Here is a 17,180-nt window from a genome sequence, read left to right as displayed (position 1 = left end):
CCGGGGCACGGCCTATCCTTGCCAGCACTGTCGTCGGTACGCGCGTAGAAGGAAGTAGGGAACCACCGTGGTCCAGCCGGACGGAAGTCGGATCGTCCCCAGTGCCAGTCGGATCGGGTCGGGAGACCGGAGCATCGAGGCGTTCATCGCCGGGATGCCCAAGGCGGAACTGCACGTCCACCACGTCGGCTCGGCCTCGCCGCGCGTCGTCGCCGAACTGGCCGCCCGGCACGCCGGGAACTCCAGGGTGCCGACCGACCCGGAGGCGCTCGCCGAGTACTTCCAGTTCACCGACTTCGCGCACTTCATCCAGGTCTACCTGAGCGTGGTCGACCTGGTCAGGGACGCGGAGGACGTCCGGGCGCTCACCTACGGCGTGGCCGAGGACATGGCCCGGCAGAACATCCGCTACGCCGAGCTGACCATCACCCCGTACTCCTCGGTCCGCCGGGGCATCCCCGAGGTCGCCTTCATGGAGGCCATCGAGGACGCCCGGCTGCGCGCCGAGAAGGAGCTCGGCGTGGTGCTGCGCTGGTGCTTCGACATCCCGGGCGAGGCCGGCCTGGAGTCGGCCGAGGTGACCGCGCGGCTGGCCACCGAGCTGGCGCCCGAGGGCCTGGTCAGCTTCGGCCTGGGCGGCCCGGAGATCGGTGTGCCGCGCCCGCAGTTCAAGCCGTACTTCGACCGGGCCAGGGCGGCCGGCCTGCACAGCGTCCCGCACGCGGGCGAGACCACCGGTCCCGAGACGGTCTGGGACGCGATCCGACTGCTCGGCGCCGAGCGCATCGGGCACGGCACCCAGGCGGTGAAGGACCCGGCGCTGCTCGACCACCTGGGCGAGCACCGCATCCCGCTGGAGGTCTGCCCGACCTCCAACATCGCCACCCGGGCCGTCGAGCGGATCGAGGACCACCCGATCAAGCGGATGGTGGAGGCCGGGCTGCTGGTGACGGTCAACAGCGACGACCCGCCGATGTTCGGCACCGACCTCAACACCGAGTACGCGGTGGCGGCGCGGCTGCTGGACCTGGACGCGGCCGGGGTGGCGGCGCTGGCCCGCAACGCGGTCGAGGCCTCCTTCCTGGACGGGGCGGGCAAGACCCGGCTGGCCGGGGAGATCGACGCCTACCTGGCGGGCTGGCAGCAGCCCTCGTCCTGACCCTTCCGCCGTCGCGTTCCCGCTGGTGAACCGCCCCGTCGACCCTGGATTCCGCCCGGGTCGGCGGGGCGGTTCCGTTGCCGGTGCCAGCCCCGTCCGGGATGTGGCGCCAAAGTGGTGCCACAAATGGCTCGACATGGCGCCACTGGCGTGCCAAGCTATCGGCCATGGACCTCACGCCCTACGTGGAAAACCTCCGGAACGAGCTCGCGGTGGCCGCCGCCACCGGTGGGGACGAAGCCCGCGCGCTGGCCGAGCGGCTGACGCTCCCGCTGGAGTCGGCCGTGCGGCTCACCCTGCTCAACGCGCTCTCGGCCGCCATGGGCGAGGTCACCCGCGACCTCGCCCCCGGCTCGGTGGACGTGCGCCTGCGCGGGCTCGACCCGGAGTTCGTGGTGACGGCGCCGCCCGGCTCGGGCGCCTTCCACGGCGATCTGCCGCCGGTGACGCCATCGGTGGCGCCATCGATGGCACCGGGTGTGGCGCCACTGGCGGCGGCGATGCCATCCGCCCCGCCGGAGCCGGACGAGACGGGCACGGCCCGGATCAACCTGCGCCTGCCCGCCCACCTCAAGGCCCGGGCGGAGGAGGCCGCCGGCGAGGCCGGGCTCTCGCTCAACGCCTGGCTGGTCCGGGCCCTGGCGGGCGCGCTGGAGGGCGGTGAGCCGGCCCGGCGTCCGGTCGCCGACCCGGGCAGCCACGTCCCGCGCAGCGTCGGCGGCCAGGGCTTCACCGGCTGGGTCCACTAGCACCTCCGCGGTACCCGAGGCTTCTGCACCTTCGACGTCACCCCCGCTCCGACCAGCGGGAACACCTACACGAGTCAAGAGGACGGGACAGCCATGCCCACGTACGAGACCGACGGACCGATCTCCGCCGTCATCGAATTCGACATCGGCTCGGTCTGGATCAAGGCGAGCAAGCGCACCGACGCCGTGGTCGAGGTCCGGCCCGCGAACCCGGCCAAGGAGGCGGACGTCAAGGCCGCCGAGCAGACCCAGGTCGACTTCTCCGGCGGCCGGCTCGGCATCAAGACGCCCAAGCAGCGCTCCGTCTTCGCCAGCAAGAAGGGCGCGGTCGAGGTCCTGGTCGAGCTGCCGGCCGGCTCCGAGGTCCACAGCGAGTCCCCGATGGCCGAGTTCGTCACCGAGGGGCCGCTCGGCGCCTGCCGGCTGAAGACCTCGCTCGGCCGGATCCAGGTCGAGAGCGCCGCCAGCGTGCGGCTCGACAGCGGCTTCGGTGACGTCCGGCTCGGGGCGGCAGCCGGGGACGCCGAGGTGACCGGCGCCGGCCGGATCGAGATCGGCTCTGTGGAGGGCCGGCTGACGGTCAAGAACAGCAACGGGGACACCGAGATCGACGAGGTGCACGGAGAACTGCACGCCAACGCCTCCAACGGCCGGATCCACGTCGGCGTGGCCGAGGGGAACGTGGACGCCAAGTCGGCGCACGGCCACATCCGGGTCGGCCGGGTGGTCCGCGGCCAGGTCACCCTCCAGACCAGCGTGGGGGACGTGGAGGTCGGCATCGCGGAGGGCACCGCGGCCTGGCTCGACGTGCACAGCAAGGTCGGCGGCGTCCGCAACGACCTCGGCCCCACCAAGGGCCCGGGCGACGCGGTGGAGACGGTCGAGGTCCGCGGCCGCACCCAGGTCGGCAACGTCATCGTGCGGAGGGCGTGATGGCGGCGATCCCGGCGGTCCCGGTGCGCCCGGTGGTCTCGGCGCACCCGGCGATCTCGGCGACCGGACTCACCAAGTCCTACGGGGACAAGGCGGTCCTGAAGGGCGTCGACCTGGACATCCCGGCGGGCAGCGTCTTCGCCCTGCTCGGGCCCAACGGCGCAGGCAAGACCACCGTCGTGCAGATCCTCTCCACCCTGATCCCCGCCGACGGCGGCTCGGCCCGGGTGGCCGGGCACGACGTGGAACGTGAGGCCGACGGGGTGCGGAAGGCGATCGGGGTGACCGGCCAGTTCTCGGCGGTGGACAACCTGCTCACCGCCGAGGAGAACCTGATGCTGATGGCCGACCTCAACCACCTCCGCCGTCGGGAGGGGCGGAGGCGGACCGAGGAACTGCTGCGGGTCTTCGACCTCACCGAGGCCTCCGGCAAGCCCGTCACCACCTTCTCCGGCGGCATGCGGCGCAAGCTCGACCTCGCGATGACGCTGGTCGGCGACCCGAAGGTGATCTTCCTGGACGAGCCGACCACCGGGCTGGACCCGCGCAGCCGGCGCACCATGTGGGAGATCATCAGGGGCCTGGTCGCCGACCAGGGGGTGACGATCTTCCTCACCACCCAGTACCTGGAGGAGGCCGACCAACTCGCCGACCGGATAGCCGTCCTGGACGGCGGCCGGATCGTCGCCGAGGGCACGGCCGAGGAGCTGAAGCGGTTCGTCCCCGGCGGGTGGATCAGGCTCCGGTTCGCGGACGCCGGCCGGCTGGCCACCGCCGCCGCGCTGTTCGAGTACGCCGAGGCCGACAGCGAGTCGTTGCGGCTGGACATTCCGGGGGACAACTCCGTCCTCACCGTCCGGGCCGTGCTGGAGGCGCTCGACAACGCGTCGGTGCAGGCCGAGTCGCTGGTCGTGGAGACGGCCGACCTGGACGACGTGTTCCTTCGACTCACCGGGGAGGGCGTGCGATGAGCACGGCCACGGGGACGGCCGGCTACGTGCTCAGCGACTCGCTGACCATGCTGCGGCGCAACCTCAAGCACGCACTGCGCTACCCGTCCCTGACCTTCGCGGTCGTGGTGATGCCGGTCATGATGCTGCTGCTCTTCAACTACGCCTACGGCAGCACGCTGGGCGCCGGCATCGGCGGCGGCAACTACATCGACTACGTGACGCCCGGCATCGTGCTGATGGCGGCCACGTCCGGGTCGCTGGTCACCGCGATCGGCATCTGCACGGACATGACCGAGGGCATCGTCAACCGCTTCCGCACGATGGCCATATCGCGCTCCGCCTTCCTGGCGGGGCACGTGGCCGGCAGCGTCATCCAGACCATGATCGGGCTGGTGCTGGTGATCGGCGCGGCCCTGGCGATGGGCTTCCGGCCGGACGCCGGACCGGTGGAGTGGCTGGCGGCAGCAGGCCTGCTGCTGTTCCTCACCATCGCCCTGACCTGGATATCGGCCGGCATCGGGCTGGTGGCCAAGACGGTCGAGAGCGCCAGCAACATGCCGATGCCCCTACAGTTCCTGCCCTTCATCGGCAGTGCCATCGTGCCGACCGACTCCATGCCGACGGCGCTGCGCTGGTTCGCCGAGTACCAGCCCTTCACGCCCATGATCGAGACCCTGCGCGGCCTGCTGATGGGCACCGGGATCGGCACCAGCGCCTGGAGCGCCCTGGCCTGGTGCACGGTGCTGACGCTGGTCGGCTACTTCTGGTCGCGGAGCGTCTTCTACCGGCGGTGACGGGGGTACGGCCGGTGGTCCACCAGGCCCGGACGACGGGGTACCCGTCGTCCGGGCCTGGTGGCACCCTCTAGTAAAGTCCCGGCAAAGAGCAACTCCGGGGGGAGCAAATGACGGTGACGCGCCGCAAACAGGTCGTCTGGTGGCTTCGCGGCGCGGCGCTGGCGGCCTTCCTGGTGTACCTGCCGGGCTACCTCTCCTCCCAGCAGGGAGGGCTGGTCAAGGTCGAACGCTGGCTGAACCATCCGGTGCTGCTGCTCGGGACGGCGGTCACCCTGGCCGTGGCCTCGGCGGTGGCCCAGTTCGAGTTCCGGACCAGGTGGGCGCAGATCGGCTGCGCGGCCGTCCTGTCGCCGCTCCTCGTCGTCGGGGCGGCGGTCGGTGCGCTGGCGTACGTCTTCGGCGGCGACGGCCGGCTGATCGACAGCAAGCCGGAGCCGAACCGCGCCGACCACGTGCTGAACATCACCGACATGGCCTTCTCGATCGATCCGGTCTACCGGGTCGAGCTGCTCTCCGGCACCGGCTGGTCGGCGCGGCACTGGAGCCTCGGCACCTGGGGCGAGGAGGAGGGCTTCCTCCGGGCCGAGTGGACAGGACCGGGCCGGATCACGGTGACGCTGGAGCACGAGGTCAGGGTCTACACCGTGGGCGAGGACGGGACGCTGGGCGGCCCTTCGGTGACACCCAAGCCCGCGTGGCCGTTGCCGTAGGGTCTGCGCCCGACGACCGACGGGGAACCGGCAGTCACCAGCGGTCGATGCCCATGGTCCTGGCCGCGCTGTGGACGGCGTTGTAGTGCGGGATCGACATGTCGGACTTCTTCTGGCCCGCCGGCAGGTTCCGGTCGGCGGCGCGGAACTCGTCCCGGGCCTCCGCGAGCAGGCCGGTGCCGTGGGAGACCGGGACGTCCTTGGTGCCGTGCGCCGGGTGGGACTTGGCGGCCGTCTTGCTGCCGGCGTTGATCAGGGTGCCGCGGGCCTGGTTGTAGTCGGCGACCTTGATCGTCTTCGGGTTGCGGAGCTCCGTCTGCACCCCGGCCGCCGACGGCGTGGACTCGGCGGCCACGGCGGTGGGAGCGGCGGCGGCGGTGAGCGCGCCCGTCACGAGGACGGTCGCGAGGGCGTTCCGAAGAGTCCTGTGCATGAGGGTTGTCCTTCCGGTGGGAATCCGGTGGGAGAGCGTCAGGGATTCGCCCCCGCCGCGAGCAGCGGAACGGTCGGGGTGCGAACGTCTCGGCCTTACCCCGGCCTTCGGCGCTGGAAAACCGGCTTCCGCCCGGGAGGTTCGGGGACGATGAGATCAGGCCGTTCTCTCGATCCGGGATAGTCGTATCGCCATACTGGCGACATGGATCCCGCGTTCTACCCTGATGTCGTCGCCGCCGGTGGCCTCGCCGCGGCGCTGGAGCGGATGTCAGCCGAACTGGGCCTGGACATCGCGGTGAGGCCGGACGACTCGGGCCGGACGGCGAGCATCGAAGCCCGGGTGCCCGGACGGGAGGCGCTCGACGTCTACCTTGAGGACGATTGCCGCTTCATCGGGGTCGACGGCTGGAGCCGGGGCCTGGCGATGATCGCGGGCGGCACCGAGGACCTCGGGGACATCGTCCGGGCGGGCGCGGCCTGGGGGAGCGGGCAGCGGCTGCCCGACATGCGTGAGCTGCTGCCGTGGCTGACGTGCAGCGAACTCGCGGAGGCGGCCGACCGCGGCGCGGCCGGCGCGGTCGACGTGGCGTGGCGACAGCTCCGGGAATGGGGGGAGGAGAAGCTGCCCGGGTTCCCGGAGTTCGGGGCGGCGGTGGAGGCGGCGCAGGTGCGACCGCGACTGCGACAGCTGCTCCCGTTCTCCAGCATGTGGCGACTCGGCTTCCGGCCCAGCGTCGGCCACGTGCTCGGGCCTGCGGTCGTCATCGTCCCGGTCCGTGGCAGTGGCACGTACCGGGTGCAGCGCGCCCTCGACTGCGAGGGAGGCGGCGACCTGATCGCCGAGGTCGGGTCGGCGGCCGAGGCGGCGGCCCTCGCCGAGGCCCACGTCCCGGCCGACCTCGGTCCGGCCGTCTTCGAGCCCGATCGGCCGTGAGCGGTGGTCCTTACCCGCGTGGTGACGGTCAGGTACGGGAGTGGCGCGGCGAGTTGAGGCGCGGCCGGGGCCGGCGAGCCTGTGGCGACTCACCGGCCCTGGCGGTTCACCTGCCCCGGTGGCGCTCCTTGGCCTGGCGCCGGGCGGCCGCCCGCCGTTCCAGCGCCTCCACGGCGGCGGTGCTCAGCGGCCTGGCCGCCGACTCCCTGGCCGCCTGCCGGGCGAGCCACTTGGGATTCAGTGACGTCCGCTCCCGGGGCCGCCGTTCGTCGGCCACCTCCGGCGCCGCGAGCGCGGAGTCCAGCAGCCGGCCGAAGTCCCTGCGGACGAACTCCGGCAACTCCGCGTTGCCCGGCTCGCCGCCGAAGACATGGCGGGCCGCACGGACTCCTCGCGGGCCCGCGGTCTCCAGCACCCCGACCCAGAACGGGCCCTCGAAGAACACGCTGAACGTGCTCGGCATGGTGCGTTCCTCCCATGGTTGCCCTGCCGTTTCCCGCACGCGGTCGCGCGCCGGGAGGGAACGCGCCGGACACCCTGGGAGGGGAGGTTACTGACCGCCGGTCATCGCCGACGGCGCCCGGACTACCGACCGGGGACTGTGATTTCGCGCGCTCCGCAAGGGATCGTACGGGGCGGCGGGGCCGGCCTCACCCGGATTTCCGTCCCGAGTCGCCGCGGAAGCCGTCACCGTCTCACCCTTGGTGGAGGGCGCGGCTTTCGCCGGTACTCCGGGTGGGCGGGTGTTGGCAGGTGTCAGGAATGCTATTAGTATTTAATTTAGGTAAAGAGATACCTATTCAAATGCATTTAAATTACAAAAAGGGGGGCGAGTGGCGCACTTTTCGCTAATTGGAAAGCAGAGAGCAGCGCGCCGGCCTGGCGACGGAGCGATGGGCCGCAGAAGGAGAGCGGTGGCATCGGTCGTTCTCTCTGCCTCTTCTCGGCTGCATCGGCGCCGGGTCGGCTGAGGCTTCTCCCAATGCCGGTGGATCGGTCGAGCCGCACACGGTGGAGCTCACGGCCGAAGACAGGGCGGCTATTTCGAAGACCAGGCTTTCAGTCAACAGCGACGGGCGACTGCTGGCCTACCGGGCGCACGTGAGAAACCTCGGCTGGAGTCGTTGGGTCACTAGTGCTTCGGACGGGTTCGCCGGCTGGACGGGGAAGGGCGAGCCGATCGAGGCGGTCGAGGTCTCCTGTGCTTCGGCTCCGGTCGGCGCGATTCTGGATGTCAGGGCGCACTGGTCCGGCGTCGGCTGGTCGCAGTACTCGCGGGTCCCCGCGGCAGGAAGTGGAACGAAACTCCTGCTCGGGACGGCAGGTGTCGCCGGGCCGTCACTGGAAGCCCTGACCTTCGGCGGGGACCATGCGAATTACTACAAGGCCGACGGGCATGTGAAGGACATCGGTTGGCAGCAGCTGGACCAGCGCGCGACGGTGCGAGCGGAGATCGGCACCACGGGGAAGTCACTCTGGATGGAGGCCTTCCGGGTATCCCCCTTCGAGGCCTACACGGAGCCGGTGAATCTCAGCCGAGTATCCGGCTCGTCCGATTCCGGAACATCCGTCAACGCGTCGAAGAAGCACTGGCGCTCGAAGGATTCGGCGACGGGTAACGCGGCAGAGTCGGCCGTGGTGGCGAGGTTCGATGCCTGGCATGATGCTGGCGATTCACCATTCCAACCAGGAAGGCAAGCCGGGTGGAATCTGGCCCGGGAGCAACGGCAACGGCGGGAAGCGTGACGCCTACCGTCATTGTGCGTGGAACGGCAGTATGACTCTGATGATGGGTGCGAAAACCGTAAAGGGGTTCGCTGATCGCCATGAGATGAGTCCGAAGCCGTCCAACATGTCGGAAGAAACCGCCAACGCCCACCACGCGATGGATTATCACAGCAACGCCACGGGGAGGTTCTTCGGTCAGCACATGCTGGATCACATGAAGGACGGTCCCGCAGTGGACTACCATGCTCAGATCCGCACCTGGTGTGCAATTGCGGTGGCCGACGAGGGATTGTACTCGCTGTCATGCTGAGCGTGAAGCTTTATATCTCGACTCACGACCGATCCGGCCGCAACGTTTGGAAGGCAAGATGACCCGCTCCTCCACTGCCGCCCTGCTGGGTGCAATGGCCCTGATACTGCTTGAAACCATTGCGATCGTTCTCTTCTTCTGCATAGCCATGCCGCTGTTCGCCGGCGGTATCGCCTTCGAGGACGAGAGAGCGCCCATTCCGAGCTACTTGCCGTACGGATTCCTGGTGGCGGGAATCGTCATGTCCGGGGTCAACGGTTGGGCGGCTCGGGGCCTGTGGGCGATGCAGTCCCCGCAAAGGGCGTCCCGTGGTGTCCCCGCCTTGGTCGGGGCGGGAGCGGTGCAGGTCGTGCTGATTGGTTTCGGTCTGCTGTTGGGGGCGCACCTGTTCATGCTCTTCGCCCTGGCAGTGCTGGCCCTGCTCGCCGTGCTCGTGCGGCCCGCACTCGCGAAGCCTTCTGTCTGAGGCGAAGGGTGCTGTCGTGGAGCGGGAAGTCGAGATCTCCGATTTCCCACTCCATGGTTACCCACCGGCTGAGCCTCTTCGTCCGGCCTGAGGGGGAATGCGGAAGGGTCCGGCACCCTGATGGATGCCGGACCCTTCCGACTGTGGAGCGCCAGGCCCGGATTGCACGGACTCTTCCTACTGAAAGTAGGACGTGCTCTGGTAGCACCGCTGACGCCTGGCGGGGAATCATCTCCCTCGCGACATCAGGAATATTAGCAGCTCAACGCCCGTGCTCCGAACCGCGGTACCGGAGCGGCCGGCCGAGGAGTCCCCCTCCTGTCGAGGCCTGGGTTCGAGTCCGTAGGGCACGCTGGCTGACGGGCGATGGACGGTGGGGGGTGGGGGAGTTGTCCATCGCGTGTCGACCGGGGTCGCGCAGAGTTCCGTGCAGCGCGGGACGGGACGGCGGCTCGCGCGGTCCATCGAAGGACTCACGGAAACCGAGGGAAGACATGCGCATCACCGCACGTTTCGCGGCGCTGGCCACGGTGGCCGCCATCGGGCTCGGCACGGTCGGCGCGGGTACGGCCCAGGCCGCGCCGGCTCCCGGGCAGGCCGCCCTCACGGCGGCCCGGAGCACCAAGGTGCACCTGTACAACGGGACCGGCTGTTCGCTCGTCCGGACCGGCTACGGTCTGGCCCACGGCATCTGGTCGCAGGGGCAGGAGCCTCCGTACACCGTGGGGGACACGTACCTCGTCCCCTTCCAGTCGGAGAGCAACGGGTTCATGACCGGCACCGAAGGGTGGGTGTCGTACCAGTCGTACAACTGTGACGACAGCTGGCGCAACGGCAAGAACATCATGATGCACTGGGCCAACCCCTACGTCGGCTCCAACAGCTACGACGACTACGGCACCGACTACGGCATCTTCTCCATGAATCGCGAGAGCGGTGGTGGCGACAACGCAGACGTCTACTGGAGTGCGATGAAGGGCTGATTCCGGGGTGGGGAACGCGGAAGGGTCCGGCACCTGGGTAGGTGCCGGACCCTTCCGACTGTGGAGCGCCAGGCCCGGGTTGCACGGACTCTTCCTACTGAAAGTAGGACGTGCTCTGGTAGCACCGCTGACGCCTGACGGGGAATCATGTTCCTCGCGACATCAGGAAGATTAGCAGCTCAGCACCGGTATGCCGAATTGTGGCCCCGGAGGCGGGACGGGACGGCTGCTCGTTCGTCCGGACCGACGGGCGATGGCTGGCGCAGCGGTGCCAAGGTCGCGCTGCACTGGGCCAACCCGTACGTGGGATCCAGCAGCTACGACGACTACGGCACCGACTACGGCATCGTCCGCACGAGCCGCGAGAGCGGTGGAGGGGGCAACGCGGACGTCTACTGGAGTGCGATGAAGGGCTGATTCCGGGGTGGGGAATGCGGAAGGGTCCGGCACCTGGGTAGGTGCCGGACCCTTCCGACTGTGGAGCGCCAGGCCCGGGTTGCACGGACTCTTCCTACTGAAAGTAGGACGTGCTCTGGTAGCACCGCTGACGCCTGGCGAGGAATCATGTTCCTCGCGACATCAGGAAGATTAGCAGCTCAACGCCGGTGCGCCGAATCGCGGTCCTGGAGGAGCCGGGCCGGGAGGTACGGGGACTCGACGCGGATGGTCCAGCCGCGGTGGTGGCGGGCGAGGCAGGCGAGGGCGAGGAGATCGAGGCTGAGCGGAGCCGTGGTCTCGGTGGCCCGGTCGGCGACGAGGTGGTGGTCGCGGTGGGCGGTCAGGGCGTCGAGGAGGGCGAGGTTGAAGCCGGCCTCGTCGCCGTCGACCAGCTGGGAGAGCAGGGCGACGGGCGCCGGGACGAAGCCCCACTCCTTGGCACGGGCCGCTTCCAACCGGGCCTTCTCGACGGCAGGGCGGGCGTCGATGCCCCGGAGGTGGTCGTGCAGGGCGAGGCGGTAGGCGGCGAACACGGAGCGGTCGCCGGTGGAACGGGTGGGGCCCGCGAGGAGGAGCGGTTCGAGGTCGTCCTGGTCGTCGGCGACAAGGGCGAAGGAGACGGCGGTCTGCCAGTGGCCGGGGCTCGCGGCAGTGGTGGCGTCGGTGCCGGCGAGGGCGTCGCGGAAGAGGTCGGCGCCGAGCCGGGAGCCCCGGCGGAGGCCGGCGAGCTGGGCGTCCGTGGCGTCGGGAGCGTGCGAGGCGCGGATGCGGAAGAGGGTCGCCTGCTTCTCCAGTGCGCGGGCGCGGGCTGAGGCGGTGGTCGCCTCCAGGGCGCTGCGCTCGAAGAGGGCCTCGGAATTCGCGTCGAGGGGGAGCGGTGGGGTCGGCCGGTCCAGCCGGACGGGCCAGACGACGTCCTCGGGGCGGCGCCCGGGGGTGGCGAATCCGGTGACGAGGGAGTGCGGGAGGTAGTCGGTCTCCACGGAGGGGAGCCAGCCGTGGGCGCGGTGGGCCAGGGCGGAGAGGGCGAGGGGGAGGAGCGGCAGGAGAGTGCGGGGGCGGGTGCCGTCCGTGCGGTCGAGGAGGGCGAGGACGGCGGCGTCGAAGGCGGGCCGGTCCGCGGTGGTGAGAGAGCGGAGGGCGTGGAAGGTGGGGTCGTCGCCGGTGTTGGTGGGGAAGTCGATGCAGGTAGGGAAGTGGGAGAGGAGGGCGGTGGCGAGGTCGGAGGCTGGGGAGAGGGCTTGCCAGGTGAAGATGAGGGCTTCGGCATGGCGGTCGAAGGTGTCGGCGAGAACGATGAGGCAGAAGGCGTTGACCCACCGGTGGACGCCGAGACGAGCCGGGGTGGGCGCGGCTTCGCGGTCGTACTCCATCCCGAAGTTGACGTAGTCGAGGAAGACGGAGAAGCGGTCGCGGGGGTAGTAGGCGGAGAAGGAGACGACGCCGGCGGCAGCTTCGGCGGCGTTGCGGAGGAGGGCCTGGGCCTCGGGGGAGGAGAGCTCGGGAGAGGTGAGGGAGAGGGCGCCGAGCTGGTCGAGGAAGGCGTCGGAGATGAGCTGCCATTCGGTGGCGGTCATCAGGTCGGCGCGTGAGTAGGAGTGGACTTCGCGACCGATGTGGTCGGAGAAGTCGTCGAGGGCTGAGGCTGCTACGTGGTGGCGCTCTATCCGCATGGGGACGATTGAAGCACCGGCCGGGGACAGTCGCCCCGGCCGGTGCGGCGGGGGAGTTCAGACGTCGAACTCGCCGGAGCGGATGGCGGACACGAGGTTGCGCCACTCGTCGGGGGTGAGTTGGGCGATGGCATCGGGCAGGAGGCTGCTGCGGACGTAGACGGCACCGTCAGTCACAGCGACTTCAGGGCAGTTATTCGAGTTGGCGCACGACGAGGGGCGTGTCCAGGCGAGGTCCTTCATCGAACTTCCCTCCAGCGGCGGGGTGCTACAGGCCGAACTCGTTCTGGCGGATGGCGGTGACGAGGTTGCGCCACTCGTCGGGGGTGAGTTGGGCGACGGCGTCGGGCAGGAGGCTGCTGCGGACGTAGACGGCATCGGATGTGACAGCCACCTCAGGGCAGTTGTTCCCGTCTCCGCAGGCGGTAGGCCTCTTCCAGGCGAGTTCATCCATGATGATTCCTCTCACAGGGTCTTCACTATGCGGGAAATGAAGTCACGAGAATTGTCGGGCCCGAGCGCTCGGTCTCTCATCGCCGCAATGACGTCCTGATAGTTTTTGAGCTGGTTCACATCGGTCAGGAATGTCGGTGTGCCGATGGAGTCGAGCTGCACGGTGTCCAAGCGGGCCACTGGACCTCGTGCATACATGACCGCCTGCCCTGCTCCCTTGAAGCCGCCGGATTGGAACTCCACCACGCGCAGGTCCACGTTGGGGAGTTCAGACAGCGTCAGCATGTGGTCGAGTTGGACACGAGCCACGGTTTCCCCACCGAACATCATTCGGAGTGCGGCCTCGTGAACGATCGCCTCGTACGGCATGGGGTTGTCGCGAGTGAGGAGCTGCGCCCGGAGCATGCGGTTCTCTACTCGCGCCTCGATGTTCAGTGGCCTCAGTGGTGGATACACCTCGCGGAATATCTCCCGAGCGGTGTCCTCGGTCTGCATCAAGCCGGGAACGTGGCAGATCTGATAGGTCGCGAGGCCGTGCGCATGATGTTCGACCTCGGAGATATCAAGCAGGCCGGTAGAGACGAGTCCGCGATGGTCCTCCCACCAGCCCTTGGACTTGTCTGCCGCCATCTCCGCAAGTGCATCGACGTATGCGGAGTCGCCTTCCTCGTACTCGGACGCAAGGGCGATCACTCGATCGGGAGTGATCGCGTACATCCCCTGTTCGATGAGTGTGATCTTCGTGCGATTCAACCCAAGGACAGCGGCGGCCTCAGCGGTGGTCTTCCCGGCGGCATCGCGCATCTTCCGTAGCTCGATACCGATCCGCTGCTTGCGTGCGCTCGGAGTATGGGGCATGGGACCAAGCATCTAACGCGACGGTGGTGCGAGTCCAGCCACTCTTTTTAGGGACATGTTCCCAACTGTATGGCACATGTCCCACGTCTTGCCCTACAGTCTGTGCTGCACCGATCACCGAACGGATCGTCAGAAACGCCGCTCGGGCACCGAAGAACACCCATGTCCAGTGGGCTTGTTCACGGCGACGCATCCGCCGGTCTCACCCATCCCCCTCCGGGAGACGCTGTGCGAAACCTCAACTCCCCCTCCCTCACCCTCTCCCGCGACGCCCTCCGCGACGGGATGACCAGCGCCGGCTGGCCGCCCTCCCTCATCGCGGACGCCGAGCTCGCCATGGTCGAGCTGATCGTCAACGCGTGGCGCCACGGCGAAACCACCTCCCCGGTCATCCTCATCGACCACCGCCCCAACACCCTCCGGGTCGCGGTGTCCGACCGCAGCCCGCTCCGCCCCGAGTTGGGCCCTCTCTCCCTCCTCTCCGAGACCGGCCGGGGCCTCCAGCTCGTCGCCGGCCTCACCCACCGCTGGGGCGTCGACCCCCAGCATTTGGGCAAAACGGTATGGTTCGAGCTCCAGCAGGACGGTGCCGCGTGAGCGCCCACCACCCCATCGACCCCGCCGACCCGGCCCTGCTCCACCTCACCCCGCGCCAGGTCGCCGAGCTGATCGTCGAACTCCGCACCGAGGGCCGTAAGTTCGGCCTTCTCTGGCCCTCCGCCGTGCCGGGTGACATCGACCTCCGCGGTCGCCGCCTGGTCGATGTCGGCAACATTCCGGTCAGCACCCTGATCAACCTCCTCGCGCTCCTGCGCGAGTTCAGGCGCAACCGCGACCTCCGCCACCAGCCGGAATCCACCTGACGATCCCCGGACCGGTTTTTCCAGAGCCAGGGACCGGATACCCGGTCGAGTGGGAGACTCCCGTGGGACATGACGACCCAGGGAGCCCGCGGCATGGCAACCGACACCCCCGACGAGCCGGATCCGTCAGCATCCGTACCCGGGCAGCGAGTTCTCGATCTCCTGGACAAGGCCATCGGCCTCCAGAGCCCGCTGGTGCGCAAGAACATCGCCCGCGCCCGCCAGCGGAACCCGGAGGCGTCCCCGGAACAGGTGATCCGCAACCTTGAGCGGATGTACGTGAGCGCACTGGCCGGGACGGGTGCCGCAGTCGGCGGGGTCGCGGCGGCTCCCGGCGTCGGTACGGGAGCCGCGCTGGCCGTCAGGGCCGATCCTCGCGCGTTCGGCCCGGTCCCGACGTCGTGGCCGGCGGGCGGCACCCCGGAGGTGCCTGGGTCGGGCCACTCGGCACAGGACGGAGGCCTGACCGAGGAGTCCACACCTCGCGAGAGGTCCGTCTCCTAGCCAGAGGCTCGCGGCCGCGGTCGCCGGCGCCCCTGGCGCCTCAACTCCGGGGCCAGGGACGCCCGTCGAGGTTCTCGATGCCGATGTTGAAGCGGCGCAGGTAGCCGGCGAAGCCGGCGACGTCCTCCTCCGGCCAGTCGGCCATCACGAGGTTCAGTGCCCGTACGTGGGCCTCGCGTTCGGCGTCCAGCCGGTGCTTGCCCTTGTCGGTCAGGCGGAACTTGCGGGCGATGCCGCCGTCCGGGTCCGGGATGCGTTCGAGGAGGCCCGCGCTCTTCAGGGCCGCCGTCTGGCGGTTGAGCGTGGAGACGTCCAGGGCGAAGGCGTCGCTCAACTGCCCGATGGACATGGGCCCCTCTGCCTCGACGCGGCTGAGCAGGATGTAGGCGCTGCGTTCGAGCTGGCTGCCCTCGGGGCGGGCGTTGACCTGGCTGAGGTCGCGGTGCCGGGCGAACACCAGGAATTCGAGGGCGACGTCGTGCGTGGGGCTGGTCATGTCGAAGTCCCTTCATCACCGCTTCGACCTGCGGGTTCTCCGTGAATCACCCTTCAGTATGCCAGAGGTATGCGTGTCACACAGGATGTGCATGACGCACATGCTGTGTAAGCTGACCAGTCTGTGTTTCATGCACATCGTGTGTTTTTCGCACACGTCTGCTCTTCGACTGCCCGAGGAGGCCCGTCATCAACGGCCCCGCCCCCACCCTCCGCACCGGTCCGATCGTGGCGACGCTCGCCTTCACCGGCACCGTCGCCGCGATCATGCAGACCCTGGTCACCCCGCTGATCAGCGAACTGCCGCAACTCCTGCACACCTCCGCGTCCAACGCCTCCTGGGTCATCACCGCGACCCTTCTCTCCGCCGCCGTCTTCGTCCCGATCAGCGGTCGCCTCGGCGACCTGGTGGGCAAGCGGCCGATGCTCATCGCCTCCTGCGTCCCGCTGCTGCTCGGCTCGGTGCTGTGCGCGCTGGCCGACTCCGTGGTGCCGATGATCATCGGCCGGGCGCTTCAGGGCATGGGCATGGGCCTGGTGCCGATCGGCATCAGCCTGCTGCGCGACGTGCTGCCGCCCGAGCGGCTCGGCTCGGCGATCGCGCTGGTCAGCGCCTCGATGGGGATCGGCGGCGGCCTCGGCCTGCCGATCGCCGCCGGCGTCGCCGACTACGCCAGCTGGCGCGTGCTGTTCTGGGGCACCGCCGTGCTGGCCGTGGTCATCATCGGCATGCTCTGGACCGTCATCCCCGCCCCGGCCGCGGCCGACCGCCGTCCCGTCGGCGGGCGCTTCGACTTCGTCGGCGCGATCGGCCTGAGCGCCGGGCTGGTCTGCCTGCTGCTGCCCGTCTCCAAGGGCGGCGACTGGGGCTGGGGCAGCACCCGCACCCTCGGCCTGTTCGCCGCTTCCGCCGCGATCCTGATGCTCTGGGCCCGCTGGGAGCTGCGCGTCACCGAGCCGCTGGTGGACCTGCGGGTCACCGCCCGCCCCCGGGTGCTGCTGACCAACCTCGCCTCCGTCCTGGTCGGCTTCGGCATGTACGCCCAGGCGCTGATCGTGCCGCAGCTGCTCCAGCTGCCGGAGGCCACCGGCTACGGGCTGGGGCAGTCGATGCTCGCCATGGGCCTGTGGATGGCGCCCGGCGGTCTGATGATGATGGTGGTCTCCCCGTTCGGCGGAAAGCTGTCGGCCGCCCGCGGACCGAAGTTCACCCTGGCCGCCGGCGCCCTGACGATCGCCGTCGGGTACGGGCTGGCGCTGGCGCTGATGGGCTCCACCTGGGGCGTGCTGGTCGTGACGGTCGTCTGCAACAGCGGCGTGGGCCTGGCCTACGGGGCGATGCCCGCGCTGATCATGAGCGCGGTTCCGCTGTCCGAGACAGCCTCGGCGAACAGCTTCAACACCCTGATGCGCTCGCTGGGCACCTCGGTGTCCGCCGCCGTGATGGGCGTGGTGCTGTCGCAGATGACCGTCACCCTGGGCGGGCACACCCTGCCCTCGGAGGGCGCCTTCCGGATCGGCCTGGTGATCGGCTGCGGCGTCGCCCTGATCGCGGCCGCCGTCGCCGCCGTCATCCCCGTGCCGCCCGCTCCCCAGCTGCGGGCCGTGCCCGCCACGGAGGCGGACGGCGCCGAGGCGGCCACCGCCTGAGCCCTGCCCGGGCGCGTGGTGCTCCCGCGCGCCCGGGCCGCCGGGTGGCTGCCGGAACGCCGGGTGACTACCTGAGCGCCGGCAGGCTC

22 protein-coding genes are annotated in these 17,180 nt (G+C 69.6%); 15 read left to right on the top strand and 7 right to left on the bottom strand.

Going from position 1 to position 17,180, the window contains the following annotated elements; genetic code table 11:
- Positions 1–112: 112 nt before the first annotated feature.
- The 6 genes from BU198_RS11155 (at position 113) to BU198_RS11130 (ending at position 5,301) form a co-directional block, all read left to right on the top strand.
- Positions 113–1,159, top strand: a complete 1,047-nt coding sequence (locus tag BU198_RS11155; RefSeq protein ID WP_411293177.1) for an adenosine deaminase — start codon at positions 113–115, stop codon at positions 1,157–1,159.
- A 167-nt stretch (positions 1,160–1,326) separates the two neighbouring features.
- On the top strand, positions 1,327–1,908 hold the full coding sequence (locus tag BU198_RS11150; protein ID WP_188296683.1) for a toxin-antitoxin system HicB family antitoxin: 582 nt from the start codon (positions 1,327–1,329) through the stop codon (positions 1,906–1,908).
- 93 nt (positions 1,909–2,001) lie between these two features.
- Positions 2,002–2,841 (top strand): DUF4097 family beta strand repeat-containing protein, encoded by an 840-nt coding sequence (locus BU198_RS11145; protein ID WP_188296682.1) that lies wholly within the window; start codon positions 2,002–2,004, stop codon positions 2,839–2,841.
- Positions 2,841–3,812 carry an ATP-binding cassette domain-containing protein gene (locus BU198_RS11140; RefSeq protein ID WP_188296681.1) on the top strand — a complete coding sequence of 324 codons (972 nt, stop codon included), beginning with the start codon at positions 2,841–2,843 and terminating at the stop codon, positions 3,810–3,812. Before BU198_RS11145 ends, BU198_RS11140 begins: the two co-directional genes overlap by 1 nt.
- On the top strand, positions 3,809–4,588 hold the full coding sequence (locus BU198_RS11135; RefSeq protein WP_188296680.1) for an ABC transporter permease: 780 nt from the start codon (positions 3,809–3,811) through the stop codon (positions 4,586–4,588). Before BU198_RS11140 ends, BU198_RS11135 begins: the two co-directional genes overlap by 4 nt.
- A 110-nt stretch (positions 4,589–4,698) precedes the next feature.
- Positions 4,699–5,301 carry a hypothetical protein gene (locus tag BU198_RS11130; RefSeq protein ID WP_188296679.1) on the top strand — a complete coding sequence of 201 codons (603 nt, stop codon included), beginning with the start codon at positions 4,699–4,701 and terminating at the stop codon, positions 5,299–5,301.
- 34 nt (positions 5,302–5,335) lie between these two features.
- Here BU198_RS11130 and BU198_RS42000 read toward each other — a convergent pair whose 3' ends face one another.
- Positions 5,336–5,734, bottom strand: coding sequence for a hypothetical protein (locus BU198_RS42000; protein WP_223244240.1), 399 nt, complete (start codon positions 5,732–5,734; stop codon positions 5,336–5,338).
- 204 nt (positions 5,735–5,938) lie between these two features.
- Between BU198_RS42000 and BU198_RS11120 the strand changes: the two genes are divergently transcribed.
- Entirely contained in the window at positions 5,939–6,670 is a 732-nt protein-coding gene (locus BU198_RS11120; RefSeq protein ID WP_188296678.1) for a DUF6193 family natural product biosynthesis protein, read from the top strand.
- Between the two features lie 106 nt (positions 6,671–6,776).
- Here BU198_RS11120 and BU198_RS11115 read toward each other — a convergent pair whose 3' ends face one another.
- Positions 6,777–7,133 (bottom strand): YjdF family protein, encoded by a 357-nt coding sequence (locus BU198_RS11115; protein WP_188296677.1) that lies wholly within the window; start codon positions 7,131–7,133, stop codon positions 6,777–6,779.
- Between the two features lie 389 nt (positions 7,134–7,522).
- Between BU198_RS11115 and BU198_RS11110 the strand changes: the two genes are divergently transcribed.
- The 4 genes from BU198_RS11110 to BU198_RS11095 all read left to right on the top strand — a co-directional run bounded on the left by BU198_RS11110 (position 7,523) and on the right by BU198_RS11095 (position 10,157).
- On the top strand, positions 7,523–8,416 hold the full coding sequence (locus BU198_RS11110; protein ID WP_188296676.1) for a hypothetical protein: 894 nt from the start codon (positions 7,523–7,525) through the stop codon (positions 8,414–8,416).
- Positions 8,322–8,708 (top strand): DUF6973 domain-containing protein, encoded by a 387-nt coding sequence (locus BU198_RS11105; RefSeq protein ID WP_411293175.1) that lies wholly within the window; start codon positions 8,322–8,324, stop codon positions 8,706–8,708. The genes BU198_RS11110 and BU198_RS11105 overlap by 95 nt, the downstream gene beginning before the upstream one ends.
- Positions 8,709–8,766: 58 nt before the next feature.
- On the top strand, positions 8,767–9,174 hold the full coding sequence (locus BU198_RS11100) for a hypothetical protein (RefSeq protein WP_188296674.1): 408 nt from the start codon (positions 8,767–8,769) through the stop codon (positions 9,172–9,174).
- Between the two features lie 494 nt (positions 9,175–9,668).
- Positions 9,669–10,157 (top strand): hypothetical protein, encoded by a 489-nt coding sequence (locus tag BU198_RS11095; RefSeq protein WP_188296673.1) that lies wholly within the window; start codon positions 9,669–9,671, stop codon positions 10,155–10,157.
- Between the two features lie 596 nt (positions 10,158–10,753).
- Here BU198_RS11095 and BU198_RS11090 read toward each other — a convergent pair.
- The 4 genes from BU198_RS11090 to BU198_RS11075 are packed head-to-tail and all read right to left on the bottom strand — an operon-like array spanning position 10,754 to position 13,579.
- Complete coding sequence (locus BU198_RS11090) at positions 10,754–12,268, bottom strand: immunity 49 family protein (protein WP_188296672.1); 1,515 nt, start codon at positions 12,266–12,268, stop codon at positions 10,754–10,756.
- A 57-nt stretch (positions 12,269–12,325) separates the two neighbouring features.
- Positions 12,326–12,511 (bottom strand): DUF397 domain-containing protein, encoded by a 186-nt coding sequence (locus BU198_RS11085; protein ID WP_188296671.1) that lies wholly within the window; start codon positions 12,509–12,511, stop codon positions 12,326–12,328.
- Positions 12,512–12,536: 25 nt separating this feature from the next.
- Entirely contained in the window at positions 12,537–12,722 is a 186-nt protein-coding gene (locus tag BU198_RS11080; RefSeq protein WP_188296670.1) for a DUF397 domain-containing protein, read from the bottom strand.
- Between the two features lie 11 nt (positions 12,723–12,733).
- Positions 12,734–13,579, bottom strand: a complete 846-nt coding sequence (locus BU198_RS11075; protein ID WP_188296669.1) for a helix-turn-helix domain-containing protein — start codon at positions 13,577–13,579, stop codon at positions 12,734–12,736.
- 228 nt (positions 13,580–13,807) lie between these two features.
- Between BU198_RS11075 and BU198_RS11070 the strand changes: the two genes are divergently transcribed.
- From BU198_RS11070 to BU198_RS11060, 3 genes are all read left to right on the top strand, one after another.
- The gene (locus tag BU198_RS11070) at positions 13,808–14,176 is read left to right on the top strand and encodes an ATP-binding protein (RefSeq protein ID WP_188296668.1); all 369 of its coding nucleotides are present in this window, start codon (positions 13,808–13,810) and stop codon (positions 14,174–14,176) included.
- Entirely contained in the window at positions 14,173–14,442 is a 270-nt protein-coding gene (locus BU198_RS11065; protein WP_188296667.1) for a hypothetical protein, read from the top strand. The genes BU198_RS11070 and BU198_RS11065 overlap by 4 nt, the downstream gene beginning before the upstream one ends.
- A 93-nt stretch (positions 14,443–14,535) precedes the next feature.
- Positions 14,536–14,946 (top strand): hypothetical protein, encoded by a 411-nt coding sequence (locus tag BU198_RS11060; RefSeq protein ID WP_223244239.1) that lies wholly within the window; start codon positions 14,536–14,538, stop codon positions 14,944–14,946.
- A gap of 40 nt (positions 14,947–14,986) precedes the next feature.
- Here BU198_RS11060 and BU198_RS11055 read toward each other — a convergent pair whose 3' ends face one another.
- Entirely contained in the window at positions 14,987–15,442 is a 456-nt protein-coding gene (locus BU198_RS11055) for a MarR family winged helix-turn-helix transcriptional regulator (RefSeq protein WP_188296666.1), read from the bottom strand.
- 188 nt (positions 15,443–15,630) lie between these two features.
- Here BU198_RS11055 and BU198_RS11050 point away from each other — a divergent pair, with 188 nt between their 5' ends.
- Positions 15,631–17,091 carry an MFS transporter gene (locus tag BU198_RS11050; protein WP_188296703.1) on the top strand — a complete coding sequence of 487 codons (1,461 nt, stop codon included), beginning with the start codon at positions 15,631–15,633 and terminating at the stop codon, positions 17,089–17,091.
- The last annotated feature ends 89 nt before the right edge of the window (positions 17,092–17,180 follow it).

The organism is Streptomyces sp. CBMA156, from assembly GCF_014596515.1.
Classification (GTDB): Bacteria; Actinomycetota; Actinomycetes; order Streptomycetales; family Streptomycetaceae; genus Kitasatospora.
Note: the sequence above shows the minus strand (reverse complement) of the source record. Positions and strands in the feature narration are given on the sequence as shown.

What these genes read in the sequence shown, in the direction of transcription:
- BU198_RS11150 (WP_188296683.1), top strand. Translation starts at nt 1,327, where the DNA reads ATGGACCTCACGCCCTACGTGGAAAACCTCCGGAACGAGCTCGCGGTG.
- BU198_RS11145 (WP_188296682.1), top strand. Translation starts at nt 2,002, where the DNA reads ATGCCCACGTACGAGACCGACGGACCGATCTCCGCCGTCATCGAATTC.
- BU198_RS11140 (WP_188296681.1), top strand. Translation starts at nt 2,841, where the DNA reads ATGGCGGCGATCCCGGCGGTCCCGGTGCGCCCGGTGGTCTCGGCGCAC.
- BU198_RS11135 (WP_188296680.1), top strand. Translation starts at nt 3,809, where the DNA reads ATGAGCACGGCCACGGGGACGGCCGGCTACGTGCTCAGCGACTCGCTG.
- BU198_RS11130 (WP_188296679.1), top strand. Translation starts at nt 4,699, where the DNA reads ATGACGGTGACGCGCCGCAAACAGGTCGTCTGGTGGCTTCGCGGCGCG.
- BU198_RS42000 (WP_223244240.1), bottom strand. Translation starts at nt 5,734, where the DNA reads ATGCACAGGACTCTTCGGAACGCCCTCGCGACCGTCCTCGTGACGGGC.
- BU198_RS11120 (WP_188296678.1), top strand. Translation starts at nt 5,939, where the DNA reads ATGGATCCCGCGTTCTACCCTGATGTCGTCGCCGCCGGTGGCCTCGCC.
- BU198_RS11115 (WP_188296677.1), bottom strand. Translation starts at nt 7,133, where the DNA reads ATGCCGAGCACGTTCAGCGTGTTCTTCGAGGGCCCGTTCTGGGTCGGG.
- BU198_RS11105 (WP_411293175.1), top strand. Translation starts at nt 8,322, where the DNA reads ATGCCTGGCATGATGCTGGCGATTCACCATTCCAACCAGGAAGGCAAG.
- BU198_RS11100 (WP_188296674.1), top strand. Translation starts at nt 8,767, where the DNA reads ATGACCCGCTCCTCCACTGCCGCCCTGCTGGGTGCAATGGCCCTGATA.
- BU198_RS11095 (WP_188296673.1), top strand. Translation starts at nt 9,669, where the DNA reads ATGCGCATCACCGCACGTTTCGCGGCGCTGGCCACGGTGGCCGCCATC.
- BU198_RS11090 (WP_188296672.1), bottom strand. Translation starts at nt 12,268, where the DNA reads ATGCGGATAGAGCGCCACCACGTAGCAGCCTCAGCCCTCGACGACTTC.
- BU198_RS11085 (WP_188296671.1), bottom strand. Translation starts at nt 12,511, where the DNA reads ATGAAGGACCTCGCCTGGACACGCCCCTCGTCGTGCGCCAACTCGAAT.
- BU198_RS11080 (WP_188296670.1), bottom strand. Translation starts at nt 12,722, where the DNA reads ATGGATGAACTCGCCTGGAAGAGGCCTACCGCCTGCGGAGACGGGAAC.
- BU198_RS11075 (WP_188296669.1), bottom strand. Translation starts at nt 13,579, where the DNA reads ATGCCCCATACTCCGAGCGCACGCAAGCAGCGGATCGGTATCGAGCTA.
- BU198_RS11060 (WP_223244239.1), top strand. Translation starts at nt 14,536, where the DNA reads ATGGCAACCGACACCCCCGACGAGCCGGATCCGTCAGCATCCGTACCC.
- BU198_RS11055 (WP_188296666.1), bottom strand. Translation starts at nt 15,442, where the DNA reads ATGACCAGCCCCACGCACGACGTCGCCCTCGAATTCCTGGTGTTCGCC.